Source organism: Streptomyces sp. NRRL S-340, assembly GCF_000720185.1.
GTDB lineage: Bacteria > Actinomycetota > Actinomycetes > Streptomycetales > Streptomycetaceae > Streptomyces.
In genome coordinates this window covers 26,014-52,370 of record NZ_JOIY01000041.1, presented here as the reverse complement: position 1 = coordinate 52,370, position 26,357 = coordinate 26,014, and the positions used below count along the sequence as shown (strand labels likewise).

Below are 26,357 nucleotides of genomic sequence, written 5' to 3'. Positions count from 1 at the left end.
CCGTGGTCACCCTGCCTCGGAGGATCCGCGCTGACGAGGCCGTACGGTGGCCGGGCGACGTTCCGGTGAGGTGCAAGAAACGGTAGAACCGGAAGGCGAGGGGTATTGGTCCGTCCACGCCCTGGTCGTAGCCCGAGCGCGTCCACCAGATGCATCGTGCTTCCCCGGCGGCCGTCCGATCCGCTGCGCGTCCGGCTGTCGAGTCAGCCGCTCCAGTCGGCGAGGAAGTCCAGGAGCTCCCGGTTGACGACGTCCGGTCGCTCTTCCTGGCACAGGTGTCCGCACTGCGCGATCGGCACCCCGCGGACATCGCGAGCGATGCCCTTCCACACGTCGAGGACGTCGTAGGCTCCTCCGACGGCACTGAAGTCCTCACCCCAGACAGTCAATACGGGGCAGTCGATGAGCTTGTCGGCGTCTTCCTGGTCCTGGGCCACGTCCTGGGGCGCCGCACGGTAGTCCTCGCAGGAGCCCCTTACGGCACCGGGCTGCCGGTAGGCGCGGACGTAGACCGCGATCTCTTCAGGAGTGAGCATCTCGGGGTTGTAGGACCAGCTGCGATAGAAGTGGGTGAGCCAGGTTTCCTCGTGGCCTGCGATCAGCGCCTCGGGAAGGTCGGGAACACCGAGGAAGGTGAAGAACCAGTAGCCCTGCCGGGCGAGGCCGATGTCGTAAGTCTCGGCGATGACCCGGGTGGGGATGTTGTCCATAGCGACGAACCGGTCGATGCGATCCGGGTGGTCCTTGGCGAACCGGGTGCCGACGCGTGCTCCGCGGTCGTGGCCGACCAAGGCGATCCGCTCATGTCCGAGATGGTCCATCAGGGCGACGAGGTCGTTGGCCATGGTCCGCTTGTCGTAACCGGAGGCAGGCTTCTCCGTGTCACCGTAGCCGCGCAGATCAGGCGCGATCACGGTGAACCGCTCCGCCAGCACGGGAATCTGCTTGCGCCAGCCGTACCAGGTCTCGGGGAAACCGTGCAGCAGGAAGACCGGCGGGCCCTGGCCCGCGCTCACCCAGTGCTGCTTGATCCCGTTGAGCACGGCGGTGTGGTGCGTGACACCCGGCACATCAGACATGGCGATACCCGTTCGGTCGGAGAGGGGGATGGAATGACGTCCGGGGAGAACACGGCTCCCGGCCGGCGTCGCTTACGGACGCGGAACGTTGCGCAGGTTGGCCCGGGCGATGTCGATCATTCGCCCGACGCCGCCCGTGAGGACGGTACGGCTCGCCGACAGCGCGAAGCCGGTGACCTGCTCGGTCGTGATTTTGGGCGGAAGCGCGAGGGCGTTGGGGTCGGTGACCACGTCCACCAGTGCCGGCCCGTCATGGGCGAAGGCGGCGCGGAGGGCTTCGCGCACCTCTGCGGGCTTCTCCACGCGAATGCCGCGCGCGCCGACCGCGGTGGCGATGGCCGCGAAGTCGGTGTGTGGGTATTCGGTGCCGTGCGGGGGCAGTCCGTCGACCATCATCTCCAGGTCGACCATGCCCAGCGACGAATTGTTGAACACGACGACCTTCACCGGCAGGCCGTGGTGGACCAGCGTCAGGAAGTCACCCATCAGCATCGAGAAGCCACCGTCGCCCGAGAGTGACACCACTTGTCGCGACCGATCCAGGAATTGTGCGCCGATGGCCTGCGGCAGCGCGTTGGCCATGGAACCGTGCACGAAGGAGCCGAGGATGCGGCGTCGGCCGTTCGGCGTGAGGTAGCGGGCCGCCCACACACAGGACATGCCGGTGTCCACAGTGAACACCGCATCGTCGGCGGCTTCCTCGTCGAGTACTGATGCCACGTACTCAGGGTGGATCGGGACGTGCCGATCGACGTCGCGGGTATAGGCGCCGACGGCGCCCTCCAGGGCGTGCACGTGTCGGTGCAGCATGCGGTCGAGGAACCGGCGGGACTGCTTCTCACGCACGGCGGGCGTGAGGCACCGAAGCGTCTCCCGCACGTCACCCCACACGGCGAGATCCAACTGTGTACGTCTACCGAGCCGTTCGGGCTGAATGTCTACCTGGACGGTGCGGACGTCGCGGGGCAGGAAGTCCGTGTACGGGAAGTCCGTGCCGAGAAGCAGCAGCAAGTCGCACTCGTGCATCGCCTCGTAGGCGGCGCCGTAGCCCAGCAGCCCGGACATGCCGACGTCGTAAGGGTTGTCGTACTGGATGTGCTCCTTGCCGCGCAGTGCGTGGCCCACGGGAGCCTTCACCTTTTCGGCGAACGCCATCACCTCGGCGTGGGCACCTTCCACGCCTCGGCCGCAGAACACCGTCACCTTGTCGGCTGCGTCCACCAGTTCGGCGAGTCGGGAAAGTTCTTCATCAGCCGGCCGGACCGTCGGCCGGTCCAGCGGCATCGCGAGTTCCGCCCCACCCACGGGGGAGTCCTCGGCGGCCACGTCTCCCGGCAGCGACACCACCGAAACGCCACGCCTGCCCACTGCGTGCTGGATCGCCGTCTGCATCACCCGCGGCATCTGCCGGGGAGAGGAGATCAGCTCCGAGTAGTGACTGCACTCCTCGAACAGCCGGTCGGGATGCGTCTCCTGGAAGTACCCGGTGCCGATCTGGCCGCTGGGAATCTGGGCTGCCAGGGCAAGAACCGGTGCCATCGAGCGGTGTGCGTCGAACAGGCCGTTGATGAGGTGCAGATTGCCCGGCCCGCACGACCCGGCGCAGGCAGCGAGCTTCCCGGTCAACTGGGCTTCGGCACCGGCCGCGAACGCCGCGACCTCTTCGTGGCGTACTTGCACCCACTCCAGGGAGTCGTGCCGTCTGACTGCGTCGACGACGGGGTTCAGGCTGTCCCCGACCACTCCGTACACGCGGCGCACGCCGGCGCGTGCGAGGAGTTCGACGTACTGCTCAGCCACGGACTGCCTGGCCATGGTGCTCCTCAGATGGTCGGTCGCTCACGTTGCCGCGGCCAGGCTATGAAGACACCAAGCAGGCTGGTTGTTTCTCTGTGCACCGTTCACAGCCCGGCAGCGCACTGCTCCTGGAAGCCTGACGAGCGGGCCAGTCCACAGCGTGCGACCGGCCCTGGGAAGGGGCGTGTGAGGGAGTGCCCCCCACCCAGGGCATCTGTGCCGGGCGCGCTACAGGGGGGCCGAATCACTGTCCACCAAAGAGGGCGCGCCCGAAGCTACGGGCCACACCCAGCCGCCGACGGGCGGGAGACGGAGCCTCAGCGCCCTCGATGCTCGCTCTTGGCCGACACGGTCCGGCGGCCGTTGAGGTGGGCGCTGGGTCTTCCTCTCGGCCCCGCACTTCAAAAGGCAGAGCCATCATCGTTAACAACAAGTGCATGCTTTTCACTTCTATAGTTACCGTCATGCAATTGGATTTGAATCTGCTCACCGCCCTGGACGCGCTGCTGGAAGAGGGCAGCGTGGCCGGGGCCGCGGACCGGCTTCACGTCACCGCGCCGGCGATGAGCCGCTCGCTGGGCCGTATCCGCAAAGCCACCGGCGACCAGATCCTGGTCCGCACCGGACGCCACATGACGCCCACCCCCCGCGCGCTCGCCATGCGTACCGAGGTCCACGCCCTGGTACAGCAAGCTCACCAGTTGCTGTCCGCCCGCACGGAACTCGACCTGGCAGGCCTGGAGCGGGTGTTCACCGTCCGCTGGCACGACGCCCTCACCGCCGCCTGTGGGACCGCCCTCATCGCAGCAGTGCACCGCCAGGCCCCGGGGGTGCAACTGCGTCTCACGGCCGAACCCGGCGACGACACTCCCGAGCTGCGCCGCGGCGATGTCGATGTGGCATCCAGCGCCGGACCGCCGTCTCTGTCCGACATCCGTCACAGCCTCATCGGCCGCGACCGGCTGGTCCTCGCCGTCCGGCCGGGGCATCCGCTCACCGAACAGCCGGTGACCGTCGAGAGATACGCGGCGGCCGACCACGTCACCGTCTCCCGGCGCGGAAGCCTGCGCGACCGGATCGACGACGCCCTGGCCGCCCTCAATCACGAGCGCCGCGTCATCGCCTCCGCCCCCACCACGGCCATCGCACTGCAACTCGTCCGCGACGCCGACCTCGTGGTCACCCTCCCGGACGCGGCCACCCGCTCCTCCCGTGATCAGCTGGGCCTGACCACACTGCCGCTGCCACTCGAACTGCCGCCCGTGCCCCTCCACCTGCTCTGGCACCACCGCCACGACGACGACCCCGCCCACACCTGGCTGCGCAACCTGGCGACACAGACCCTCCAGGCCCTCTTCACCACCCCCCACACCTCTGACCAGTAGCGTTCCGGCAACGCATTCCCGATGGGCCCGGCCAGGGTGAGGTCGTGCAGGCGGGCGACGCCGAGCATGGCGTGGTGAACGCCGCCACCTTCCAGGCGGCAGTCGCGAAGGATCTTCCAGCTCTTCACGGGCCCGGGTTCAGTGTGGCGTGTACGCGGGCCCCCGGACCGGACGTCCCACGCCGATGTCGCCGGGCAGGAAGCGGGGGAAGAAGTCCGTTTCGGTGACCGCCGGCAGGCCGCCTCGGCCGCGGGTTGTCGAACGCTCCGGCGAGCACACGGTCGGGTTCGGACATGTGGCGCAGCGAGGCGGCCGCCCAGACCAGGTCGCTGGTCTCCAGCTGTGGCCAGCCCTTGTTCAGATCCGTCTGGATGCCTAGGACTCTGTCGGCGAGGCCCAGCGCGGATGCCTTCTTCGCCAGTCGGTGGAGTAGCTGGATCGGCCTGCTGCTCCGCAGCCGACTGCATCGTGGCGCGCCCGATCACCGGGCGAGCCGGTGGAGCCGGGCGCCGACCGTGGTGCCGCTCGGCCTGGCAGGCTGGTTCCTGGGCGTCCTGTTCACCTGGACGCCGGCTCCGGGACGGTTCATCGCCGACCCGGTCCTGGTGGCACCCGGCACCGGACTGCTGATCGGCCTCGGTGCGCACCTCGCCCGACCGACGGCGAAGCCCGGACCCCGGTTCACGGCCGCCGCAGCAGTCGCAGGGGCGCTCGCGGGGGCGCTGCTGGGATCGCCGGCGGCCGGAACGGGACGGTGAACCCCGGTCCTCGGGATCGTCGGCGCGGCGCTGGGCGCGAACCACGTAGTGGAGTTCCGATGTCGCCAACAGCGTGCCGGGAACACCCGCACGGTCACCGTGGGGTGACCGATAGGCCGGAGCCATGACCACCGGCCAGGATCCCCTTTGTCGTGTGCCGGGACCGCCCGAGACTTCCGCCTCATCGCTGGGCGGTGACATGCGGCGCGCAGCAGCTCCGGGGGCGCCGGCCTTCCTGAAAGAAGGTCATCGAGCGCGGCGAGGAAGCGACAGACTCAATTGCATGAGAGTCAATCCAATAGTGTTTTACATGCACTTGAAGTTAATGATCGGCGCTTCTACCTTCGAGATGCAGGCCGAAGGAAACACCGTTTCGCCTGGTCCACCTGATCACCCCTGCTCATCTGGGAGCGCCACCATGTCCGAATCGATCCAGACGACCGAAATTGCTGCGACCACCGGCTACGCGTCCGACACCGACCTGCTCGAGCAGACCGCCGACGCCGTGCGCGCGGCGGGTTCCGTGCTGCGGGAGCGGTTCGGAGCCGTGGTCCGCCACCAGACCCGCGAAGAGCTGATGAGTGCGCTCGCCGCCAACGACGACGCCGCCCTGGAGATACTGCGCCCCCGCCTCTCCCTGTTGCGCCCGGAAGCCCGCTTCGTGGAGGACGAACTGGCGGGCGGGGCCCTGCCTCCCGGCGAGTGGTGGGTCGTGGACCCGGCCGAGGGCAACGTCAACCATCTGCACGCCCTGCCGGAGTGGGCGGTGACCGCCACTCTCGTCCGCGACAACCAGCCGGTGCTCACCGCGGTTCACCTGCCGTTGACCGGTGAGACCTGCACCGCGCTCGCCGGCGCCGGCGCCCACCTCGACGGCCGCCCGCTGCACGTCTCCCGGACCACCGACCTCGGCCTGAGCCTCGTGGCCACGAGCCAGGCCAGGCCGGACGAGAACGAGGAGGTCGTGCGGCGCATCGGCTCCTCCATCACCGCGATGCTCTTCGACGCGCTCGTGGTGCGCACCTCCGTGCCCGCCACCCTGCATCTGCTGAACGTGGCCGCCGGCCGGATCGACGCCTTCTGGCAGTTCGCCGGCGCCCGCGCGGACCTGCTACCCGGGGCGCTGCTCGTCACCGAGGCCGGCGGACAGATCTCCGATGCCGAGGGACGTCCCTGGACTCCGCAGAGCGAGAGCTTCCTGGCCGCCGCGCCCGGCGTCCACGCCCAGGCTGTCACCACGCTCGCCCTCTGACCGCACATCACCATCCGCACACACGGAAGGACCTGATCGGCATGACCACGATCGCAGTTCTCGGAAACGGCCGCGTCGGCGGCAACCTGGCCACAGCCCTCACCCAGGCAGGGCACGAGGTGACGGCGGTGGACCGCACGCCGGGGGCCGCCGCATCAGCGGCGCGGACAGCCCGGATCGTCATCAACGCCACCCCGGGAGCCGGCTCGCTGGACCGGCTCACCGCGCTGCGCGAGGAACTGCGGGGCAAGATACTCGTCGACGTCTCCAACGCCACCGTCGACGGACCGGACGGCCTGCCCGCCGACCTGATCTACCCCGGCTCAAGCCTGGCCGAGCAACTCCAGCAAGCGCTCCCCGAAACGCGCGTCGTCAAGACGCTCAACACCATGCTCTTCCCTGTCATGACCGCGCCCGCCGCGCTCGCTCAGACGCCGACCGTCTTCCTCTCCGCCACGGACCCGGAGGCCAAGCAGGTCGTACGGGGGCTTCTCGCCGACCTCGGCTGGAAGCGGGAGTGGATCACGGACCTCGGTGGGATCGAGACCGCCCGCGCCACGGAGGCTGCGATCCTGTTCGTCCCGCACGTGATCCGGTCCAGCGGATTCGCGCCCTTCGCCATCTCGATCACCCGCTGAAGCCTGGGGCACTCTGCTGGAGGTGACCGTGGGACTCGGCGGCGGTCGTCAACCCCGCATACCCACACCCGATGCAGGCTCTGGAGCTCTCCGACTGGGCGAGCGGCAGGTGAGTACCGCCGTCGGGGGAGGGTTCGAAGCTGCCCGCAGAACACTCCGCCGACAGGTCCTCGACCGGCGATGACCGCAGTCCTCGATCAGTGGCCGGGGAGCGTCCCGGAGGACCGGGCGGCCAGTCTCCGAGAGCCGTCGACGGCAACCACGACCACACCGCCGCCAAGAGCCCGGTCGTCATGCTGACCGAGAACGGGCCGCTCGCCCCGGCTGTATCTGGACGCTCCTCCAGGAGCGTGGCGGGCCGGGCGGAGATCCGCCGGCGGGCGAGCGCGGACGACGTACGGTCGAAGCACCGGCGGCACTGGACGGTTCGGACGTGAACGCGGTCGAGCCGCGGATCCGCGGTGACGCGTGGACACCGGGCGGTACGTCAGGAATCGGGCGGGGAGCAGGCGTCTTCCCGGTGCACGACCGGGTTCTCCGAGCTGCGGCTTACGCCGCCTCGTCGCGGCGGTCGGCCTCGGTGCGGCCGCCCCACACCCCGTAGCGCTGGCCGGAGCCCACGGCGAAGTCGTCGCAGAGCAGGCGCACCGGGCAAGGGCCGCAGACGGCACCGGCTGCTTCCTCGCGGCGGCGGCGCGCGTGGCCCCGCTCGCCCGACGGCGGGAAGAACAGTGCGCTGTCCATGCCTCGGCAGGCCGCTTCGGCCTGCCACTCCCATGCCCGCAGAAGCGGTTCGAGTGGTGTCTTCATGGGACGGTTTCTCCTGGATCGGTTGGAAAAGTGATGGCGGTCAGCTCACCGTCCGTACCGCCTCGTGGATGAGCCGCGCCACAGCCGTGGGATGGGAAAGAGCGACGGCGTGCGAAGCACCGTCGATCTCGACGACGTTCGCCCCCGCCCGCTGCGCACCGAAGCGCTCCGCGTCCGGCGAGATCACCCGGTCCGCACCCGCCACCAGGGCCCAGGAGGGCCTGGTACGCCAGGCGGCTTCGGTGACCTTCTCGTCGATCGCGGCCGTGACGATCGGGCGTTGACAGGAGGCGAGCACCCGGACGACCGCGTCGGACACATCGGCGGCGAACACCGAGGGGTACGCCTCCTCGGTGATGGTGACCTCGACGGCCTCACCGCCACCGGGCACAGGGCACGTCCACCGCTTGAGACCGTCCTCCAGCTCGGTGGCCGGGAAGCGGTCCCACAACTCGCGCAGGCTCTCGCCCTCTTGGGGGATCGAAGCAGCCACGTACACCAGTGCGGCGACATTCTCGGTGGTGCCGGCCACGGTGATCAGGGCACCGCCGTAGGCGTGCCCGACCAGGACGACGGGACCGTCTATCTGGGCAACCACCGAGGCGAGGTGGGCCGCGTCGGAGACGAGGCCGCGCAGTGGGTTGGGCGGGGCGATGACCGGAGTGCCGTGACGTTGCAGCTCAGCGACGACACCGAACCAGCAAGCGGTGTCGGTGAACGCTCCGTGGACCAGGACGACGGTGGGCGTGGGCATAGCGGCGGGTCCTTCACAGAGCGTGGAGTGTGCCGGACGATGGGCACCGGGCGGTTGTAGCGGGAGTTGCGGCCAAGAGGACCGGCGGAACGAGCGCGCGCCCGGTTGCCGCCCTCGCGTTCAGGGACGGAACGGCCGCCATGCCAGGCATCGGGTCCGACAAGAATGCCGTCGCAGCGCACCGGCGGTCGCCCGGCAGCGCACCGGCGGTGGTCCGGCAGCGCAGGGAACCGGCCGCGGCCGGGCTTCGGTGACGGAAGGGCGGCTCAGGCGTCCGAGGACGCGGCCGTCTGCCACTCCCTGGGGGTGAGGCCGTAGGTCTGCCGGAAGAGCCGACTGAAGTGGGAGGGGCTGGCGAAACCCCAGCTGTGGGCCACTGAGGCCACGGTACGACGCTGCCTGCGCAGTTCGGCGCGGCAGGCGTCAAGCCTGCGCTGCCGTATCCAGGCGCCCACAGTGGTGCCGCCCGACTGGAAGACCTTGTGCAGGTAGCGCACCGAGATGTGGTGCGCCCGAGCGATCGACTCAGGTGACAGGTCCGGGTCCGTGAGGTTCTCCTCGATGTGGCTCTGTATGCGCAGCATCAAGTCGGAGATCGCGTCGGCGGAGCCGGGCCCGCGTGCCTGGAGGACCTCACCGACGAGCAACGCCACGAGGTCCGCCGCGTTCATGGCGAGCCGTTGCCCGGCGGCCAGACGTTCACTGCCTGGCGTTCTGGCGAGGGCTGTCAAGAACTGCGAGACCAGCGATGCCAGGCCGCTCCCACCGCTGAGATGTGTCTGCGGCACCTCGCGCAGATCGGCCGCCGACGCGTCGAGCAGCGAGAACGGAATCCGGAAGAAGGCCAGTGCTCCACCGTCACCGGCGAGCAGCCCCGCTTGCCGGGCACCGGTGATGACGAGATCGCCGGGTTCCAGGAACAGGGCAGGGTCGTGGTTCAGGAGAATCGTTCTGTCGGAGATGTTGACCGCGAGATGAAGATGGTCGTCGTCACCGACCGGCGAGGGCAGGGTGATGAAATATCCCGCATCATTTCCCCGAGGTGCGACGGAAGAATGTTTGTCTTTGTTTTCAGGCATGGGGAGATTGATCGACAGAGTCACGCCCGTCGTTTCCTTTTCGGTGTTGAATTTGCCGTGAAATGTCCGCCGGACGGCTTTACGTAGACTTCAGGCGTGAACGTTCGAGTCGTCTGCCGCGTCCAGCTTCTCGCGAAGGAAATCGTCAACCACGCCGTTGAAGGCCGACGGGTTCTCCAGGAAGGGGAAGTGTGAATTGGCCACCGTGGCAGGGAAGACATGCAACCGCGCGTCCGGAATCCGCTGGGCGACGAACTGCTGCGAACGCGGATGCACGTGGCTGCCGTCGCACCCGATGACCAGTGTCGGCACATCGATGCGCACCAGCGTGTCCCGCCAGTCCTGCGCGCAGTGGTCGAACAGCAGGGGCACTCCGGCGTGGGCCGGCGTGGACTTGATCTGCTCCGCCACGAAGGACCACAGCTCCGGGTCGGGGTCGCCGGAGAACATGCCGCGGACGAAGTCGTGCCGGACCTGCTCGCCCTGCGGGCCGGCGAGGTCCGCGCCGAGTGCGACCAGGCCCGCCACGTCGAAGATGGCCCCGGACTGCCGTTGCTCCTCGGCCGACATCCACGGCACGGCGGCGACGGCGGCGGGCTGGTCGACGGCGACGAAACGGCGGATGCGGCCGGTGCCGTACTGGTCGAAGAAGCTCCACCACACCGAGACCCCCATCGACCAGCCGAGCGCGTCGAAGCGGTCGAGCCCCAGATGGTCCACGAGGTTCAGGACGTCCGCGGCCAGGCGGGCGATGCGATAGCCGTGGTGCGGCTTGTCGGAGATCCCGTGGCCTCGGAAGTCCAGGGTGACGACACGGCGATCCGGCGCCAGTCCCCGCGTCTGGTGGCGGAACATCTCCTGTGTCTGTCCCCAGCCGTGCAGCATGACCAGAGGAATTCCGCTTCCTCCGCTGTCCTGGTACATCAGACGTACACCGTCACTGGTCGTCAGTTCGCCCACGGCCGTCACTGCGATTTCCCTTCGTATCCCGCCGCAGGCGGTTTCCGCCGCGCAGAAGAATTGTCTGTTCCCGGAGCCGACGCATTACGCGGCTCCGGTGTAGTCCGATTGTGTCTCACCAGGCCCCTCGGGCACTACCGCGCTCCGTAGTGATCGACGGGCGAATTCTTGTCACTCTGTAGGAGGGAGCCCGGGATGCGGGCGGAAGGGCGGCGCCCTCCGAGGGGCTCTGACCGCCGCGGGCGACGGACCGTTCCGCCGCGAAGCGAGCCGCGCCGCCGTCACAAGGTGCCGCACCGCCCGGGGCACTCACCGGCATGCACGCGCGCCACGGTGAACGACATCGGCCGGTGCCCAAGGAGTCGGGTGCCGCGGCCCGTGTACCCGGCGGTCGTCGGGGCCCAGGCCGGTCAGGCCGTGGTCGAGGCGGTCTCTGCCGCCAGCAACGCGCGCATCCGCAGCCCGAGGTGGAGCACCAGCCGGTCGCCGCCGTTGTCCAGGTCGAGGCCGGTGATCTCCTGGATCTGACGCAGCCGGTAGTAGAGGGAGGTGCGATGGATCTGCAGAGCCTCCGCCGTACGCGGTATCGATCCGGCATGGTCGAGGAAACAGGTCAGGGTCTCTTCCAGTCGCTGGCCACCGGTGCTCTCCAGCAGCAGACTCAGCGGCCTCGGCAGCAGCGAGGGGTTCAGGGCGTGGTCCGGCATCTGTAGGAGTACGGCGAGTTCACCCAGTGACTCCCACGCACCGACGCCCTTGAGGTGGGGCAGACGACGTGCCGCGCGAGCCGCGACGACCGCCTGCCCGTGCGAAACCCACGCGTCGGCCATACCGTCCGCGATGCCACCGATGCCGATCACCGGTGCCGCCGAGGCGTCCAGATAGGCGGCGAGCGCCTCCCGGATGGCCGTGCCCTGGTCCCTGAGTTCCTGCGGCGCCGGCGGCCGGGCCGAAACCTGGAGCAGTACCGCGCTGTCCGGGGTGACGGCCATGGCGCCGACCGCCCAGCGCGTGCGGAGGAACGGCTCCAGAGCTCCGCGCAGTGCGATCTCCACCTGGCCGGGCGGTTCGGAGGAGGAACGGGCCACCTGCACGACGTTCACCACGGCGTGCGGAGCGTCCGGCAGCGCGTCACCGTCGAGTATCTGCTGACGAGCGGCGGCACGGGCCTTCTCACTGGTGCCGAACAGGGAGAGCAGCGTCTCCTGCAGGTCACCGTCCTCGGCGTCAGCGGCCAGCTGGTCCGCCCGCAGCTGGGCGGTGATCGCCGGCACTGCCCGTGCGACGGTGTCGATCTCCTCGCGCGACAGGTCCTTCTCCGGCGCGACGACCATCAGCAGACCCAGCAGCTCTCCGCGCTCCCGCAGCGGAATGCAGTACCGGGTGAGCAGTCCGAGGTCGTCACGGCCCTCGATGAAGTCGGGCTTCGGCCACCGGGCCACGCCTTGGTCGAGGACGTAGCGGATGATCTCGTCGTCGGCCCGCCCTTGCAGCAGGCTGCGGATGCGGACCGGGTCCGCGTCTCCGAAGTGCTGGCTGGAGCAGATCAGTCGCACCAGAGGGTCGTCGACGACCACGGACCGCTGCAGACGCCCTGCGAGTTCCTCGATCAGTTCCTGCAGGGCGTCACTGCCGACCCGGACCCGCAGACGACTCTCGACCATGGTGGCCCCTTCCTCAGATGCGTCATGTCTACAACCCGTGAAAGGGGTAACTCAAATATTCAACAATCTGAGGACGGCAGCGCTTCGGCCACCGCACGCCGTTCCGTATCACGGGGGGCACGCGGGTGGGCGGAGAGCGGTGATGCAAAAGCCAAAAAATGGCGGTAAATCCTCCCAAAGCTCACTGTCGTGAGCCCTTGGGTCACCAACAGGCGAGGCTCTTCCACCTCGGTGCCCATCTCGGAACAGTGCACTCCCAGCAACGCGCTGGTGCGCGCAGAAGCATGTGCCGGCCGCGACGTCATCGCGTACGGACGACACCTGCGCCGTCCGCGGGCCGCCCGAGGTGGACGACCGCGGACGGTCGCCGGGCCGCCATGCCGAGGTCCTGCTCCTGTACGGCGATCACCACCGAGGTCTCGGGGAGCGCCCGAAGTGCCTCCAGCAGCGCCTCGGCGGTGGGGCGGTCCGGACCGGCGGTGGCCTCGTCAGCAGGGGGACCCGGTGCGCCGTAGTACGGCGCGAGCGGTGGCGAGGCGCCTGCGCTGTCCCTGGGACAGCAGGCGTCCGCCGGACCCGACGGGGCATCGAGCGGCAGCGCACCACCATAGCGTCGGAGCTGACTCCTGATATTTCTGGACCGAAGTGCCCTGACATCCTGCGTCGTTCACGGGACTTGGTGGTGCGCTCGGGCGCTGGTTCGGGCAAGCGTGTCCAGAGCACTGTCTTGCGCGGCGAACGTGCACTGTCTCACTGGTGACGGCTGTCCGGGCCGGCGGCACTGCGAACAGGGCGAATCGCCACCGGGGTTAGAGGAACGATTAGTTCACCAGAATCTGCCCGCTCCATGGAACCTCCCCAGGGCGTCACGGAGGCGGTACTCGGGGTGATACGCATCGCAATTTTCATGTTGCGGCTGTGCTTGCCATGACCGGACGAACTCTGGGAATCGAGCGTTTCCCGGCCGTTGCGAGTGGCTATCAACAACTGCACGCCTGGCGACTGAGTTGGGTGACATCCGTCGCGCCGGAGTGGAATCGACCGGAAACTACGGTGCGGCCCTGTCGCGCTATCTCCTGTCCCAGGGCATCGAGGTCCTTGAGGCTCCAGGCCCTGGGCGTGCGGCCCACCGCCGACGGAGCAAGTCGGACCGAGGCGACGCGGAAGCCGCTGCGCGGGCGGTGCTCAGCGGTCGTGCGCACTCGCCGGTGAAGTCAGGCAGCGGTCCCGCGGAAATCGCGCGTCTGTATCTCGTGGCCAAGGACTCCGCAGTGAAGGCGCGAAGACAGGCAGCGAACCAGCTCAAGGCGATCCTGGTCACCGCCGACCCGACCTTGCGGGAAGAGCTGGCCACACTGTCCCGCCGTGCGCTTGTCCATCCCCGCGCCCGCGGGGATGGTCCCTGCCCCGACAGATGGTTGAGACGCGGGAGTCGGTGAGCAGCCGCTTGATCGAGTCGTGCTGGGTGACCGACCAGGCGACCACCCCGCCAGTCAGCTCCACGAGTGTGGCCGCCCCCTTCGCGCGGAGGGTCGCGACCTCGGCCGCGAGCGCAGTGTGGTCCAGCGGGTACGGCGTGTCAGACATCGCTGTGCTTCATCCCATTTCGGCGTGGCAGTGAGCCGCGGGTGATCGACACGGCGGCGGCCAGTGGGAGGGACCGCCGCCTGCCAGGACGCCACCGACTGCTCGGACTGCAGAGGGGCATCACACTCATGAACAAGCGACCGAACGACGCGGTCCCGGAGGCCGTGCCTCCTGCAGATCGGAGGATCGCCGCTCTGCGGCAGGCTGCACAGGACAAGCACCAGCAGGCCGTCCAGCGAGCGGAGGCGGGCATCCGAAGGCTGGTCAAGGAGGGCGAGGAGATCAACTTCCGGGCCGTCGCCCGCGCAGCGGGCGTCAGCTTGGTCTTTCTCCATGCCCACACCGACCTGCGCAATCGCATCGAGACCTTGCGCGGTCAGCAACGGGCCGAGAACCAGTCTTCCCTGCAGGCACCCTCAGCTGACGACGGCGCCGTGATTCATCCCCTTACCGGACCCCTCCGCCGTGAGCGCACCACCCATCGAGAGCGCGTCCAAGAGCTCGAACAACGACTGGCCGCGGCGCACGGCGAGATCCTGCGCTTGCAGCGCGTGATCCAGTCACATAACCCGAGACCATGACAGCACTCGCCTGGCCCCAAAGCTCACGATCCGGAACGCAATCCCAAAGCGCTTCGGCGTCAACGCCGTCTGGCTCGAACTCAGCCTCACGGCGATCGACCTGCTGGCCTGGGCCCGCGTCCTGCTGCTGGACGGCGAACTGGCCGCCGTCGAGCCGAAGAAGCTCCGCTACCGGTTGCTGCATGTCGCCGCACGCCTCACCCGCGGCGGCCGCCGCGCTTGCGGATATCGGCGACCTGGCCCTGGAGACACGAACTGACCAAGGCCTTCCACCGCCTCGCCGCACTGCCCCGTTACGCCGGCTGACCGACGAACCCTGGCCCACCACGGCCCGAAGGACCTTGGAGAACCCGACCACCGCGCCGGGACACGGCCATGCCCGAACACCGAGATCGCGGCGGCCACCCGGCAGTGGCCCCTCAACGACGCCTCATCGCCCCAACCGAAACGGCGAGGTTAATGTTCAATCCATAACTACAACCTTGACGACGTAATGGGGTTGAAATGGACAAGAACGCCTTGGGTAGGCTGCTACGTGATGCCCGGCAGCGTTCGCTGCTGACATTGGATGGCCTTGCCGAGGCGTCAGGGGTGAGCGTCCGTGCTATCAGCGACATAGAACGCGGTAAGAGCGTTCCGCGCCAAGCGACCTTGCGCGAGCTGATGGACGCACTGGAACTCGACGAGAGCGAGCGGCGTCACCTGGCCCAGGCTTCCGTTCGTCGCACCGAGCGGATTCCCCGGCAACTGCCACCGGACCTCGCCGCGTTTCGAGGCCGAGAGGAGGCACTGGCGGCTGCTCACAGCATCACATCGCAGATCGACGTGCCGGGAGCACACGTCGTCATCGGTGCGGTCGGTGGTATGGCCGGTGTGGGCAAGACGACGCTGGCGGTGCACTGGGCGCACCAGGTGGCCGACGGTTTCCCGGACGGCCAGCTGTACGTGAACCTGCGCGGGTTCGAGGCTTCGGGGAGGCCCATGGACCCTGCGGAGGCCCTTGGACGATTCCTGAGCGCGCTCGGGGTGCCCAGCGCAGAGATGCCGAACACGATGGAAGCGCGCAGTGCCCTGTTCCGGGAGCAGAGTTCGTCTCGGAAATTGATCGTCGTCCTGGACAACGCACGGGACGCTGAGCAAGTGAGGCCGCTGCTGCCCGCCTCCGCGGGTTGTCTGACCATCATCACCTCGCGGAACCAGTTGTCCGGTCTGGTCGCGACCGAGGGCGCTTCGCGGATCAGCCTCGATGTCTGGTCGCGGTCCGAGGCCCTTGCTGCGCTGGCCGCCAGAATGGGTGACGAGCGGTGCCGGGCAGAGCCTGAGGCCGCCTCTCGCCTAGTTGAACTTTGCGGATTCCTGCCGCTGGCAGTCGCCGTAGTCGGCGCGCAGCTGAGGGCAGCACCGGGGATGGCGCTGAGTCTCGCCGTCCAAGAACTGCTGGAGACCCTGCCGCGACTCGACGCTCTGTCGGGCGACGACCAGCAGGTCGACGTCCGCGCTGTCTTCTCTTGGTCCTATCAGGCGCTGACTACCGAGAAAGCGCGGTTCTTCCGTCTGTTGGCGGTTCATCCCGGGCCGGCGGTGTCCGTCGAAGCCGCTGCCTCGCTCGCGGCCGTCGAGATGCCGACCGCTCGACGGCATCTGCGCGATCTGGTCTCGACCAGCCTTCTGTCCCGTGACGCTGATGGGCGTTACGTGATGCACGACTTGGTTCGGGCCTACGGTGCCGAACTCCTGGAGCGGGAAAAGGACGACCGCCTCGGTGCCGAGACACGGCTACTGGACTACCTGCGCCACAACGCGCACACTGCCACCCTGATCATGGACACTCGTCCCTGGGAGGAACTGGCCGACTCGCCGGCTCGGGGGGTCGTACGTGTCGCGATCGCTGACCGCACCGAGGCCATGGACTGGTTCCACCAGGAGGATGCGGCCGCCATAGCCACCCTGCACTCCACGCAGCATCCTCAGCTCCTGCGACACCGCGTGCAGCTGGTCCACGCTTGGCGGAGCTATCTCATCGTCAGCGGCCGCTGGACCGAGCAGGAATCGATCCAGCGCATCGGCCTCGATGCGTCCCTTGTGCTGGACGAGCCGAGCTCCATCGCGAGGACCAGCGCGACACTGGCCCGTGCGCTCGTGCTGACCGGCAGGCTCGACCAGGTCGATGAGCAGGTCGACATAATGGCCGGGCTGCTGCACCGACTGGATCGACAGACGCGTGCCCACACTGAGCACAACTTGGCCTGGGTGCTCCACCGCCAGGGTCGCTACTCCGAGTCTGTGCACCATTCCCGGAGTGCCCTGGCGATCTACCGCACGCTCCCGGAACCCAACGACGTCGCGCGCGCGCTCAACGATCTCGGCTGGCGTCTCGCCCAGATTGGCGACTACCGCGAGGCCCTCGCCTGCTGCGAGGAAGCGCTTCCCATTTTCCAGTCCAATGGAAACCTCTGCGACGAGGCCGCGACGTGGGACAGCATCGCCTATGCCAGGCAGAGCATGGGCGATGTCAGTGGGGCGGTCGTTGACTACCGGAAGTGCCTGGACATCCTCGAAGAAGTCTTCGACCCCTACAATCAGGCCGATGTACTGGACCACCTCGCGACGGCCCAGTTGCTACTGGGAGATGGTGAGCAGGCACGAGCCAGCTGGATGCGGGCAGCGACTCTGCTCCAGTCTCTCGGCAGCCCACTCGCTGCCGAGATGACCACAAAGGCCGAGGCCGTCGGCCGTCCGCTCCGTGAGGGCGCCTAGCCAGTCGGCGAGCTGAGCATTGTGGCTGCTGAGCGAGTCGATCTCTGTTTGGCGACGCTACGGATGTCGTTGCAGAGCGGGCGCATAGGATCGCCGGCATGGCACTGCGACCTGTTTCATGGTGAACATCAAGGCTCTTGATCCCTCGGCGGTCGGCAGGTTCTGGGCAGAGGCGCTCGGCTGGAGTGCTTAGAGCTGCGAACAAAAGTGGGTTCCGATCAGCGGGCGGTGTCCGGTGCGTGCGATCGCAAGGCGCCGGAAGGTTCTTGTAGCGGAGCTGCCAGGGCTTTCCGGCAACGCGGCGAGGGCGCGTGCCGGGCGCCGCCCGCCGGGGCCCACTTTTGTTCGCAGCTCCTACAGCCCCGGCGTGACCACCTACGTCGGACCCGCCGGCGGCCTCGTCCGGCCGGACCCGGTCTTCGTCGGCATCGACGTCGTCCCCGTCCCGGAACCCGGGACATCGGCAAAGAACCGTGTACACCTCGATCTCGCCACACACAGAGAGTCCCTTGCGGACCGTTCAGATCGCCGAAATCTCGAGTGGATTCATGTAGTCACGGAACCGGGTTACGTAGCCGTCTCGACGCGTGACGAACCAGATGTAACTCAGGTCGATCGGTGATCCGTCCGCGGAGCGGTGATGACGGGCGACTGCCTCGACGATCAGGTCGTCGCCGGTCTCGTAGGCTCGGACTTCCGTAAGACGGCCGTAGCGAAGCCGACCGTCGTCGAGCAGGCCACGCATGAAAGCGCCGATCTCCTCTCGGCTCGTCAGCCGCACCGGGCCGGTGGGGGTGAAGGGAATCTCGTAGAGCGCGTCCTGAGCGAAGATCGATGTGAAGCCGCCGAGGTCACCGGCCCATAGGGAGTCGAGTGCGCGAGAGAACCACGGCGGCAGGTTGGATGATGAGGCCATAACGTCTCCGGTGAGGTGTCCTACCTATGTGTCCTGAAGAGCCTAACATCATTACGGACCGACAGTCCGAAAATAGGGAGCCGAGGCGGGGGCGCCCTCCGACCTCGCCCGAGGTCGTACTCGCGGCCGCGGACAACCTCTTCGCGCAAGCTGACGTCAGCAGCGTCTCCATGGACGACATCTCAGCGGAGGCACAGGTCGGGAAAGGCACGATCTTCCGGCTCTTCGGCAGTCGCGAGGGCCTGCTGGATGCGCTGTGGACCACCAAAGCCCAGGATCTACGCGATCAGGTGGACAGCGGCCCCCCACCACTTGGCCCCGGAGCGCCCCCGCGGGACCGAGCCGTCGCCTTCCTTGACGCGGTGCTCACATTCAAGCTCGACAACCGCAACCTGCTGAGAGCTCGAGAAGCCACAGCCTCAGGACTGCTGCAAAGCGAGCAGTACCGCTGGATGAGGGACCTGCTGGCACGGACCGCGATGGAGGCCGTCCCCACCCTGACAGCCGAGGACGCCGAATACCTAGCGCACGTCTTGCTGGCCGCCGCACAGATCGATCTCATCGACGAACTACTGGCATCCGGACAGACACCCGACGCGATACGCCGAATCCAACGAGCGCACGTACTCGCCGTCTTGAGCAGCGAACTCAGCTAGTGCTGTGACCGCATGCGTTCGCCGGGGTTGCTGGATCACGCAGCGAGGAGGGGTCTGCCGCCCCAGCGGATGCCCTTCTCACTGCGAACGCGGCGCGCTCGCGGCGTCGGGCCGCCAGGACGTCGGGGTGGCGGGCGTTGGTGTTGCGCCAGCGTAGGTGGGCGTGCAGCGCGCGGGTCTGGACCGTGTGGTTCGGATGGTTCGAGTTCGCGAGCGTGAACTGCCGCAGTGGTCCGAAGCGCGCCTCGGTCGGGTTCGCCCAGGAGGCGTTGGTCGGGGTGAAGCACAGGTGAACGTTGTTGTTCTTCGCCCAGCGCAGGACCTTCCTGCACAGCGAGATCATCCCACTCCTCCCCCTGAGAAAGGGATCCACTTGTTCGACCGCCTCCAACAGCCGACTTGACGCGTTAACGGCCCGATGCGTCCATGCGGTCACGGCACTAGCGTGCGGTAGCGCGTCAGGAAGGCTTGGTGGAATGTCGGCGCGGATCTCCCAGCGGATGCGCAGGCGACGGACGCAGACATCAACGTGTGCGCGGGGTGGGCCGCTGTCGCTGAGTCTGCATCCGTCGGTCGATTTCGTCTGTCAGATGACCTTCTTCTCCTCGGTGACCATTACGGCCACCGAGTCCATGTCGATGAAGCGTGCTTCGTCGGGGTTGACCAGCGCCCGGTAGTTCTCGGAGGCGAAGAAGGCGTCGTGGTCCTCCCAGTTCTCGAACCAGATCTCCGTCAGGCCGTCGTAGGCCGGGGGCGGGTAGTTCTCGGCGGGGACCGGGTGGGACACGGTGTACTTGCGCACGTAGCGCTCCGCCTCCGGTATGGAGGTGAACAGCGGCGCATGCCGGTGCCGGTGGTGCTCGACGAAACGCTCGTACGACATTCCCTCGACACGGTTGATCATGAAGATGAGCTTCAACATCGAGTTAACCTAAACGCTCACATCAATGTCAGGGGCAAGTGAGCAGGAGCGGGGGAGGAGTTCGGCATGCGGATCGGTGAACTGTCCGCCCGGACGGGAGCCAGCCGCCGGTCGCTGCGCTACTACGAGGAGCAGGGCCTGCTCGTCAGCTCCCGTTCGCCCAGCGGACAGCGCCACTACGAGGACGAGCACGTGCAGCGGGTGCTCCTCGTGCAGGCGTTCCTGGCGGCGGGCATGTCCAGCGGCACCATCGCCGAAATGGCGCCCTGCATGTCCGCGCCGAGCGAGGAGAGGGCTCGGCGGGCGCTGGAGATCATGGGCCGTGAGCGGGCCCGGCTGTCCGAGGCCATGGACGGCCTCGCCTCCGCCAGGGACGCCCTGGACCACCTCATCGAGGACAACCACGCGTACCTCGCACGATCGGCGAACGACGAGGCGTGAATCAGGGGGGCGTTCGGGTCAGCGGCCGGACCAGGAGAGGATGCCTGCGATGGGGAGTCCGGCCAGGTAGGCGGTCGCAGTCTTCTCGTAGCTGCTGTTGATGCTCGCCACTGCTTCAAATGGCTGATGCGCCGTTCCACGGTGCTGCGCTGCTTATACGTCCCGCGGTCGAAGGCAGGTGGTCTGCCGCCGGGCCGTTCGCGCTGCCGTCGGTTGGCCTGCTGGGTGCAGTAGCCGCACTGGAAGGCGTCCTGGCCGATGAGCGCCTGCTGCAGCGGGTGCGGTTCGTCACCGTCGGCCCATCCCCCGATCGTGGTGACCGCCGCGCCGCCCGGACGCACGGCCGGCGTCAGGCACGAGTTGCCCGGCGACCGTCGACCGGCACCGTGCATACCCCGCCCCCAAGCAGGTCGACCGTACGGCGTTCGTTGCCCCGCGTGCGCACCCGGCCAAGCGCGGCGGCCTGTGGACCACGCGGTGACGCAGGAGAGGCCCGGCACGCTCAGCAGTGTGCCGAGCCCTCCCAGGTGAGCAGAGCCCAGTGGACGCCCTGGACGCCCTGGACGCCCTGGACGACCTGGTCGACCGCGGCCTGCTCGGCGGCTGACCCGCGGTGCACCGGACGAACTGCCCGCCTTCCTGTTCTGGTGGGGTCCCGGCGAGATCCCTGAGCAGGCTGCCGCCGGGCGCACCGCCGAAGAGGTCGCGCAGACCCGGGAGCACTACCAGCTGTTCGGCAAGAACCTGGTGACGATGCGCTCGCGGTACCTGTGGTGCGCACCGCTCACGGCGGCCTCCGACGGCTGACGGCCCGGCGGACGACAGGGCCCCGGACGGTTCTCCATCCGGGGCCCTGGTGAGTCTGCTCCTGGTCGAGCCGGAGAAGGACGTAGCAAGGGTGCTCGTCGACTGCGAACGCGGCACGGGGCAGGCGCAGCCGCCCCGTGTCAGTGAGACCTACCGGTGGTGAGCGGCCGGGGCGGACGCCGAGTGGGACGGCGTGGTGCCAGCCGGGGTATTGCTGCTGGTCCCCGGTCCGCTGGCCAGGGCCAGCAGGAGCAGGAGCAGCAGGAGGAATCCGCCCCCGGTGCCCGCGGCCACGGCGACGGTGCGGGGGCTGATGGACCGGTGGTGCCCGCGCACGCGGGTGCCGTCGGTGCGGTAGTAGGGGCGAACGTAGGTGGTCGGGCCGGCGGGGGCCGGGCGAGGCCCCGGGGTGGCGCGTCGGGGTGCTGTCCGGGGCTGTGCGGTGCGCGGCCGGGTGCGGCGGTTGTGGCCTTTGACGTAGGTACCGTCGCGGCGGTAGTGGGGGCGTACGTAGGTCACGGGCGGTCCTCGGCGGTGAAAGGGGGCGTTGCCCCCAGGCGGGGCCGGGTGTTCCTCGGCGCAACATTCGACGGTAGCGACCGGCACTGACAATCCATGGCGTCCGACTCCTCGACTGTGCGCACCGGTTCGACTCCGCCAGCGGATTTTGGACGGGTGATCCCGACGGCGGGTCGGCTGTCGTTGGCAGGTGCTGTCATGAAGGCGTCAGGGAGCTGCGGACGAGGGGGGACTGTGCCTGGGAACAGGGGATACGAAGATGTCGATCACACCGGACGGAGCAGGCTCGGGACGATGTGCGCCGTGGCGGCGGGGGAACTGCGATGAGCCCGCGTCTGCGGCGGCGCAAGAGCGACGACGATCTGCTCGTTGCGCTGGGCGGGCTCGTGGTCGTCGCCTTGGTGCTGGTCAAGGTGGGACAGTGGGCATGGGCGCACTGGTGGGTCCTTGTCGTACTCGGGCTGCTGGCACTGCTCGCTGGTGCGGGCCGGATCTACCGGCAGGGTGACCAGATGCGATCCGCGCAGCTGGGGGTCGAGGGCCTGAACTACTCGCCCGGCCAGCTGGACGCCATGCACCACAGCGCCTTCGAACACGCCGTACGTGACCTGCTGGCCCGGGACGGCTCCCGCGACGCGCTGCGCCGCGGTGGCCGGGGCGACCTCGGCGCCGACGTGAAGGGACACGATCCGCTCGGTCGGCTGTGGGTGATCCAGTGCAAGCACCGCAGGAAGGGGCTGGACGGCTCGGCTGTCGGGACTCCGGAACTGCAGACACTCAACGGCACCGGACGGCCGGTGCACGGTGGTGACGTCGTCGTGATGGTGACCAACGGAAGGATCTAGGGGCCCGCCCGCGACTTCGCCCGGCAGCAGCGCCTGCACACGGTCGACGACACCTACCGCCGGCTGATGAACCGGCAGCTCACCGTGCAGGAGTCCCGCCACCGCCTCGCCCGCGCGATCTGCCACGGCGGCCGCGGCCAGATCCGCCAGGCGTACCGCGAGGGCCAGGAGGACCAGCTCGCCGCCCTCGGCCTCGTCCTCAACGCCGTCGTCCTGTGGAACACCCGCTACCTGGACGCTGCCGTCGCCCAGCTCCGCGCCGAGGGCCACGACATCAAGGACGAGGACGTCGCCCGCCTCTCTCCGCTCAAGGACCGGCACTCTTCGAGGAGGACGGCGGCACCTCCAGCCGCCTCCATCCGCTTCAGCATCCGAAGTTCCGCGCGCTCCTCGACCACGCCCGGCCCGGGGACACCTTGCACATCTCCGAGATGTTCCGCCTCGTACGCGGCACCGGACACATCCTCGACGTGTTCGACGTCCTCCACCGCGACCGCCTCGCGCTGCGCATCCACGACGGCGCGTTCTCCGCCATGGACCTCACCGGCCGCCACCCGCGCACCGGCGAGCTGCTGTCCACCGTGAAGTTCATGGTGCAGACCCTCGCCGCCGTCTGCTGAGGTCTCCCAACGTAGGTGGGTGGCGGGCGGCGCGGGTAAGGCTGTGTCACACGTCAGGGAGCTGTCTGCAGGCGCATGTCGTGGGGGCCGGCCTCTGCCGTGTTGAGGCAGGAGTGGTTCCCGGGCGCGTGATCGAGCTTGAGGCCCAGGCAGGTGCCCAGGGCGAGTTGGCCGTAGTAGTTGGGGTGCAGGGATTCCTGGCGCTGTCCCTGGCCGACTCCGGAGGTCACGAAGCGGACCCATTCGCTGGTGCTGCCCGAAGGCCGGGTCTTGGGGTCGGCATGGAGGGTGGTCTTGGAACAGACCTCTCGGCCTTCGAAAGCCCGGGACAGATCCAGGAATTCGGCGCCGCCTGCGTGGGCTGCGGCGGCCAGGGCGGTGCTGATCGCGGGGACGAGCTCGTCATGGGCCCAGGTGAAGTCCTTGTCGAAGAAGGGGCAACCGCCCTTGCTCAGGCGGTTGTACTTCTCTCCGGGATAGCGCACCCGCGCACCGTCGGGAAGCGGTGAGGGGTAGGACTGCAGGATCAAGCGGTAGCTGCCTTTCGGGTGGCCTGCCCGGCTCATGGCGGTGGTGACGTCGGCCAGCGTCTTGACGGCGGCGGTGCGCATCGCGGGCAACCGGTCCCGCACCTTCAGCGCCATGGTCGGAGCACACGGTTCGGCTTTGAACGGCTTGAGGAAGTCCTTGGCGCAGGTGGTGATGACGTCTTCGAAGCCGAGGTCGTTGCCCCCGACGGAGACGACAACTGCCCGGACGGCGTGCCCGGTCACAGCCTTCTGCAATTGCTCAGCCTGCGAGGGCTCGCTCTTGAAGGGACTCCCGCCGTGTTCCGGCAGCAAAATCGCAGTGGACGTGGCGCCGGAACAGGCAAGGTTGAGCCGCTGGCCGTGAATGGGGGCGGTGTTGACTTCGGCGCTGTCGGAGCGGTTGCAGCGGTCATCGAAAGACGCGCCGTACACCCGGTGCGGATCACTCCTCGTCGTGACGGAGGAAAAGGCCCGATCGGTGTGCGAGTAGCCCTCTGCCCTGTCGTTGCTGTTGCCCGCCCAGCGGCCCGCTTCGCCGGAGATGAAGCTGTCCCCCAGCGACACCACCCAGGGTGTCTCCGCAGCCGTGTCCTGCGCACGCGCGGAACTGGTGGGTGCGATGCCTGCCAGGCACAGGGCGGCCCCCGCAGCAGTGGTCAGGACAACCAGGCCCCGTCGACGCCGATACCAGAAAGGATTCATGCCCCATGAATCCGAACAAGGGCAGAAAAGTTACCCTCTCGGCGCTGGTATACCACCAAAGAGTGCAGCGCCTGTCGGTTCCACCAGACCCGCATGCGCAGGAAGGGGCCTTGACTCGGATCAGTACCTCGCAGGAGTCCTGGGTGAACCCGGGTAATGGTGCGGGCCCTGGACCGCGACCACGTGGACGCCCTCTGCCGGCTCGTCTTCCCGGGGCCCGAGGAACGGCCGGTCCTGCAGTCACCTGTTCGACCTAGAGGTCGCGCGGATAGGCGCGGTCGGGGGATACCGGCAGCAGGACGGGCACAGCTCCGGTTAATCAGGGAGTTGCGACGCTCTGTGATCACTGGGGAGACCTGTGCCCGCGCTGCCGTCGTGGCCGGGTGAACCGCTCTGGGGCCAATCCACGGGCCTGCCGCCCGGGTGGCCGGAGTGCCACCCGGACCATCCTTTCGGCTGCCACCACCGGCGCATCGGTGACCGGCCGCCGCGCTCAGGTGTGCCACTGACCCACGGGCCGGACAGGCAGGCGCTGTTGTTCGCGAAGACGTGCAGGTCTCGCTGGCGGCGGGTGGCCCCGGTTCGGTTGCTGTCGCCGGCTGTGGCGCGCTGTTCGAATAGGGTGGCAGCGCGGCTCAGGATGACTCAGTGAGGCCAGGGGGGCGGTGCCGCCGTCGACGCCGAGGGTCATTCCGGTGACGTAGCTCGCGCGGTCGCTGAGGAGCCAGGCGGCGGCTTCGGCGATCTCGTCAGGTCGGCCAGGTCGGCCAGGTCGGCCGAGGGCGGCGAGAGAGCCATCGTGCTGATCGCGGTCCACGTAGAAGAACCACGAGTATGTCGACGGGGGCTGCGAGTGGTCGGCCACAGGTGCGGGAAAGCGCCTCTCGACTCGTGTCCGGGTCGTCAGCGCGAGTTGGACGACCTGTCCGCCGTCGTCGTCGTTCAGTTGCCAGGCTCCCGTACCGGAGAGGCGCCAGCCGTCCTCGAAGTCGAAGTTCTGACCATCAAGTTTTTCGAGAAGGGCCGTTCCGTCCTTGCGAAGCACCACGCGGGTCCCCTTGACGTTCTCCCAGCCCCCGGCGACTTCGGCCGCCGCGGCGTCGTGGAGCCCTGTTCCCTCGTAGTACTGATAGGGGCCGGCGCATGCCGTCAGAGCAGCCGGAACAACTACCAAGACGCCGAGGGCCGTCCCCCACGCACGCAGCCTGCCTCCGCCCGCCACCAGGATCTCCCACCCTCAGCCCGCATCGGCCTCCCGAGAGGAACGGCCGTGGAGAGATACCTTGCCAGACCTGTTGAACGCGTTCAACTCTGTGGCTCCAGGGTGGGCGTTACCCCTGCAACCCACACCTCCAGCACGGCCCGCAACCGTCGGCAAACAGCATGAACAGCGTTTTCGATACACGGCCTAAGGGTTATCCCGTAAATGATCTTCGAGCCGTCTCGGGAATGGTGGTCACCGTGTGGCCCGCTCGCCTATCCGGCGAGGGCGAGGTTGTGCATCCGGGCGATTCCGAGCATGGCGTGGTGGACGCCGTCGCCTTTGAGGCGGCAGTCCCGGAGGATCTTCCAGGTCTTCATGCGTGCGAAGACGTGCTCGACGCGTGCCCGGACCTGCTTGTGGGACTTGTTGTGGTTCTCTTTCCAATCTGGGAGCTCGGCCTGGCCGTGCTGCCGGCGGTGCGGGATGACGAGTCCGGTGCCTGGGTAGCCGCCGTCGGCGATCGTGAGTGTCTTGCCAACGGCGGCCTTGGCGTCGGAATCTTCCCACGCCTTGCAGTCGTTGCGGTTCCCGGGCAGTGGTCGGCCGACCACAACGACCAGGCGGGTGTCGGCGTCGATGACGACCTGGTGGTTGGTGGAGTACCGGTAGTTCTTCGACCGCTCGGCGATGGTGTGATCGCGGGTGGGGACGAGGGTGCCGTCCACGATGAGCACGGTGTCTTTGGCGAACCGCTTGCGGGGCTGGAGCGCGAGCATCGGCCCGAGGTGGTCGATGATCCGGTCCGCCGCCGACTTGGACACCCCGAACAACGGGGCGAGCTGGCGCATCGTGAGGTTCGTGCGCCAGTACGCCGCGACCAGCAGTGCCCGGTCCTCCAGCGGAAGGCTCCACGGCCGGCCCTTGCGGACCGCGTCCGCACCCTCGCGCCGCAGAACCGTCACGAGCTTCCCGAAGGCGCGCGGGCTGAGCCCGGTGAACGGGGTTATCCAGGACGGCTCCGACGCCGTGATCACACCAGCCACAACGAGATCATCGCACCCGTGACCAGCAGGTCCGTCAGCAAGCCTTCCCGT

The 26,357-nt window shown here is 68.2% G+C and carries 23 protein-coding genes and 8 pseudogenes; 15 read left to right on the top strand and 16 right to left on the bottom strand.

The features are described 5' to 3' along the window. Positions 1-203: 203 nt before the first annotated feature. Together IG64_RS28810 and IG64_RS28805 are read right to left on the bottom strand one after the other, a co-directional pair. A complete protein-coding gene (locus tag IG64_RS28810; RefSeq protein ID WP_037861469.1) occupies positions 204-1,079 on the bottom strand; it encodes an alpha/beta fold hydrolase in 876 nt (291 codons plus the stop codon). Between the two features lie 72 nt (positions 1,080-1,151). Then, positions 1,152-2,894, bottom strand: a complete 1,743-nt coding sequence (locus tag IG64_RS28805) for a pyruvate dehydrogenase (RefSeq protein WP_037861468.1) — start codon at positions 2,892-2,894, stop codon at positions 1,152-1,154. A 446-nt stretch (positions 2,895-3,340) separates the two neighbouring features. On the opposite strand from IG64_RS28805, the gene IG64_RS28800 reads away from it, so the two are divergent. Further along, positions 3,341-4,261 (top strand): LysR family transcriptional regulator, encoded by a 921-nt coding sequence (locus IG64_RS28800; RefSeq protein WP_037861467.1) that lies wholly within the window; start codon positions 3,341-3,343, stop codon positions 4,259-4,261. 26 nt (positions 4,262-4,287) lie between these two features. On the opposite strand, the pseudogene IG64_RS40725 reads toward IG64_RS28800, so the two are convergent. After that, positions 4,288-4,389, bottom strand: a pseudogene (locus IG64_RS40725) (IS5/IS1182 family transposase); the annotation flags it as partial. 387 nt (positions 4,390-4,776) lie between these two features. Here IG64_RS40725 and IG64_RS28795 point away from each other — a divergent pair. The 3 genes from IG64_RS28795 to IG64_RS28785 all read left to right on the top strand — a co-directional run bounded on the left by IG64_RS28795 (position 4,777) and on the right by IG64_RS28785 (position 6,909). Next, entirely contained in the window at positions 4,777-5,019 is a 243-nt protein-coding gene (locus IG64_RS28795) for a hypothetical protein (protein ID WP_037861466.1), read from the top strand. 418 nt (positions 5,020-5,437) lie between these two features. Further along, complete coding sequence (locus tag IG64_RS28790) at positions 5,438-6,271, top strand: inositol monophosphatase family protein (RefSeq protein WP_037861465.1); 834 nt, start codon at positions 5,438-5,440, stop codon at positions 6,269-6,271. A gap of 41 nt (positions 6,272-6,312) precedes the next feature. Then, the gene (locus IG64_RS28785) at positions 6,313-6,909 is read left to right on the top strand and encodes an NADPH-dependent F420 reductase (protein WP_037861464.1); all 597 of its coding nucleotides are present in this window, start codon (positions 6,313-6,315) and stop codon (positions 6,907-6,909) included. A gap of 549 nt (positions 6,910-7,458) precedes the next feature. On the opposite strand, the gene IG64_RS28780 is transcribed toward IG64_RS28785, so the two are convergent. From IG64_RS28780 to IG64_RS28760, 5 genes are all read right to left on the bottom strand, one after another. Continuing rightward, entirely contained in the window at positions 7,459-7,719 is a 261-nt protein-coding gene (locus tag IG64_RS28780) for a WhiB family transcriptional regulator (RefSeq protein WP_037861462.1), read from the bottom strand. A gap of 40 nt (positions 7,720-7,759) precedes the next feature. Continuing rightward, positions 7,760-8,473 carry an alpha/beta fold hydrolase gene (locus IG64_RS28775; RefSeq protein ID WP_037861459.1) on the bottom strand — a complete coding sequence of 238 codons (714 nt, stop codon included), beginning with the start codon at positions 8,471-8,473 and terminating at the stop codon, positions 7,760-7,762. Positions 8,474-8,739: 266 nt separating this feature from the next. Then, a complete protein-coding gene (locus IG64_RS28770) occupies positions 8,740-9,576 on the bottom strand; it encodes a helix-turn-helix transcriptional regulator (protein ID WP_037861457.1) in 837 nt (278 codons plus the stop codon). 66 nt (positions 9,577-9,642) lie between these two features. Further along, the gene (locus IG64_RS28765) at positions 9,643-10,521 is read right to left on the bottom strand and encodes an alpha/beta fold hydrolase (RefSeq protein WP_037861456.1); all 879 of its coding nucleotides are present in this window, start codon (positions 10,519-10,521) and stop codon (positions 9,643-9,645) included. A 401-nt stretch (positions 10,522-10,922) separates the two neighbouring features. Further along, a complete protein-coding gene (locus IG64_RS28760) occupies positions 10,923-12,176 on the bottom strand; it encodes a PucR family transcriptional regulator (RefSeq protein WP_037861455.1) in 1,254 nt (417 codons plus the stop codon). A gap of 1,031 nt (positions 12,177-13,207) precedes the next feature. Here IG64_RS28760 and IG64_RS43350 point away from each other — a divergent pair. The 6 genes and pseudogenes from IG64_RS43350 to IG64_RS42465 all read left to right on the top strand — a co-directional run. Then, positions 13,208-13,615, top strand: a complete 408-nt coding sequence (locus IG64_RS43350) for an IS110 family transposase (RefSeq protein WP_158771665.1) — start codon at positions 13,208-13,210, stop codon at positions 13,613-13,615. A gap of 276 nt (positions 13,616-13,891) precedes the next feature. Beyond that, entirely contained in the window at positions 13,892-14,344 is a 453-nt protein-coding gene (locus IG64_RS28750; protein ID WP_063758847.1) for a DUF6262 family protein, read from the top strand. Positions 14,345-14,396: 52 nt separating this feature from the next. Then, positions 14,397-14,650, top strand: a pseudogene (locus tag IG64_RS39465) (transposase); the annotation flags it as partial. Positions 14,651-14,848: 198 nt separating this feature from the next. Next, positions 14,849-17,101 (top strand): tetratricopeptide repeat protein, encoded by a 2,253-nt coding sequence (locus IG64_RS28745; RefSeq protein WP_037861452.1) that lies wholly within the window; start codon positions 14,849-14,851, stop codon positions 17,099-17,101. A gap of 98 nt (positions 17,102-17,199) precedes the next feature. Further along, positions 17,200-17,291 (top strand): annotated as a pseudogene (locus tag IG64_RS43345) (VOC family protein); the annotation flags it as partial. A gap of 165 nt (positions 17,292-17,456) precedes the next feature. Further along, positions 17,457-17,597, top strand: a pseudogene (locus IG64_RS42465) (VOC family protein); the annotation flags it as partial. 24 nt (positions 17,598-17,621) lie between these two features. On the opposite strand, the gene IG64_RS28740 reads toward IG64_RS42465, so the two are convergent. Further along, a complete protein-coding gene (locus IG64_RS28740; RefSeq protein ID WP_037861451.1) occupies positions 17,622-18,017 on the bottom strand; it encodes a nuclear transport factor 2 family protein in 396 nt (131 codons plus the stop codon). Between the two features lie 26 nt (positions 18,018-18,043). On the opposite strand from IG64_RS28740, the gene IG64_RS28735 reads away from it, so the two are divergent. Continuing rightward, positions 18,044-18,673 carry a TetR/AcrR family transcriptional regulator gene (locus tag IG64_RS28735; protein WP_078884279.1) on the top strand — a complete coding sequence of 210 codons (630 nt, stop codon included), beginning with the start codon at positions 18,044-18,046 and terminating at the stop codon, positions 18,671-18,673. Between the two features lie 35 nt (positions 18,674-18,708). Here IG64_RS28735 and IG64_RS39455 read toward each other — a convergent pair. After that, positions 18,709-18,998 (bottom strand): annotated as a pseudogene (locus tag IG64_RS39455) (IS630 family transposase); the annotation flags it as partial. A 261-nt stretch (positions 18,999-19,259) separates the two neighbouring features. Beyond that, positions 19,260-19,595 carry an EthD domain-containing protein gene (locus IG64_RS28730; RefSeq protein WP_037861450.1) on the bottom strand — a complete coding sequence of 112 codons (336 nt, stop codon included), beginning with the start codon at positions 19,593-19,595 and terminating at the stop codon, positions 19,260-19,262. Positions 19,596-19,661: 66 nt separating this feature from the next. Between IG64_RS28730 and IG64_RS28725 the strand changes: the two genes are divergently transcribed. Further along, positions 19,662-20,036 (top strand): MerR family transcriptional regulator, encoded by a 375-nt coding sequence (locus IG64_RS28725; protein WP_037861449.1) that lies wholly within the window; start codon positions 19,662-19,664, stop codon positions 20,034-20,036. A gap of 224 nt (positions 20,037-20,260) precedes the next feature. Here IG64_RS28725 and IG64_RS42460 read toward each other — a convergent pair. Continuing rightward, positions 20,261-20,433, bottom strand: a pseudogene (locus tag IG64_RS42460) (2Fe-2S iron-sulfur cluster-binding protein); the annotation flags it as partial. A 560-nt stretch (positions 20,434-20,993) separates the two neighbouring features. Further along, positions 20,994-21,362 (bottom strand): hypothetical protein, encoded by a 369-nt coding sequence (locus IG64_RS28720; protein ID WP_037861448.1) that lies wholly within the window; start codon positions 21,360-21,362, stop codon positions 20,994-20,996. Between the two features lie 323 nt (positions 21,363-21,685). Here IG64_RS28720 and IG64_RS28715 point away from each other — a divergent pair, with 323 nt between their 5' ends. The 3 genes and pseudogenes from IG64_RS28715 (at position 21,686) to IG64_RS39445 (ending at position 22,827) form a co-directional block, all read left to right on the top strand. Further along, positions 21,686-22,207 carry a restriction endonuclease gene (locus IG64_RS28715; protein WP_199811669.1) on the top strand — a complete coding sequence of 174 codons (522 nt, stop codon included), beginning with the start codon at positions 21,686-21,688 and terminating at the stop codon, positions 22,205-22,207. Positions 22,208-22,252: 45 nt separating this feature from the next. Continuing rightward, positions 22,253-22,528, top strand: a pseudogene (locus tag IG64_RS41695) (Tn3 family transposase); the annotation flags it as partial. Next, positions 22,423-22,827, top strand: a complete 405-nt coding sequence (locus IG64_RS39445) for a recombinase family protein (protein WP_234438640.1) — start codon at positions 22,423-22,425, stop codon at positions 22,825-22,827. The pseudogene IG64_RS41695 and the gene IG64_RS39445, both read left to right, overlap by 106 nt. Before the next feature lie 53 nt (positions 22,828-22,880). Here IG64_RS39445 and IG64_RS28710 read toward each other — a convergent pair whose 3' ends face one another. The 3 genes and pseudogenes from IG64_RS28710 to IG64_RS28705 all read right to left on the bottom strand — a co-directional run bounded on the left by IG64_RS28710 (position 22,881) and on the right by IG64_RS28705 (position 26,306). Continuing rightward, the gene (locus tag IG64_RS28710; protein ID WP_078884278.1) at positions 22,881-24,059 is read right to left on the bottom strand and encodes a GDSL-type esterase/lipase family protein; all 1,179 of its coding nucleotides are present in this window, start codon (positions 24,057-24,059) and stop codon (positions 22,881-22,883) included. A gap of 667 nt (positions 24,060-24,726) precedes the next feature. Then, positions 24,727-24,828, bottom strand: a pseudogene (locus IG64_RS43340) (SDR family oxidoreductase); the annotation flags it as partial. 707 nt (positions 24,829-25,535) lie between these two features. After that, positions 25,536-26,306 (bottom strand): IS5/IS1182 family transposase, encoded by a 771-nt coding sequence (locus tag IG64_RS28705; protein ID WP_037861444.1) that lies wholly within the window; start codon positions 26,304-26,306, stop codon positions 25,536-25,538. Positions 26,307-26,357: the final 51 nt, after the last annotated feature.